At 65.1% G+C, this 681-nt stretch carries 1 protein-coding gene and 1 pseudogene; both read right to left on the bottom strand.

Going from position 1 to position 681, the window contains the following annotated elements:
- A partial coding sequence (locus CRM90_RS30075) for an IS5 family transposase (RefSeq protein ID WP_233209612.1) occupies positions 1–473 on the bottom strand: 473 nt, incomplete at its 3' end.
- A gap of 28 nt (positions 474–501) precedes the next feature.
- A pseudogene (locus CRM90_RS31255) lies at positions 502–681 on the bottom strand (hypothetical protein); the annotation flags it as partial.

The raw sequence follows: 681 nt of genomic DNA, 5'->3' as shown, positions 1-681 counted from the left end.
TAGGGCGTGTCCGATAAATGTGGCAGCCAGACGGTGATGGCACGTAGGACTGCTGCGCCGCGGTAGACGATGGCGAGTTTGTCGTAGCGGGTGGCCAGGCCGCGCCATTGTTTGACGGTGTTGAAGTTGCGTTCAACGACGTTGCGGCCCTTGTAATCTTCGGCATCGAAGGCCGGTGGCCGTCCACCCTGGGTGCCTCGGCGTTTGCGGTGGGCGATCTGGTCGGATGGTTCAGGGATGACCGCGACGATCCCTCGTCGACGCAACCGTCGCCGAGTAGCTCGACTGGAATAGGCCTTGTCGCCACGGAGGCGGTCAGGACGGGTACGCGCCCGGCCCGGCCCGGCCCGATCAACTTTCAAATGTGCGAGCAAATGCTCCAGCACCGGCCCGTCGTTGGCTTGGCCAGCGCCCACCAGCACCACCAGTGGTCGCCCGCAGCCATCGACGAGGTGATGGATCTTGCTGGTCAACCCGCCGCGGGAGCGGCCAATGCCGTGGTCAGGCGGCTCGCTCGCCAGATTCGTGTAATTCGACCCAGCCCCCTGTGCCACGGGTGACGTTCGTGGCGTGTTGATGAGCACGGGCGATCGTGGAATCGACCGACACGGCCCAGTCGATGACCCCGGCTTCATCTGCGGCCGCCAGCAACCGCGCCAACACCAGATCCCAGGTGCCATC

This window comes from Mycobacterium sp. ENV421, from assembly GCF_002887815.1.
In the GTDB taxonomy this organism is placed as follows: Bacteria; Actinomycetota; Actinomycetes; order Mycobacteriales; family Mycobacteriaceae; genus Mycobacterium.
This window is presented reverse-complemented; position numbering and strand designations above follow the sequence as displayed.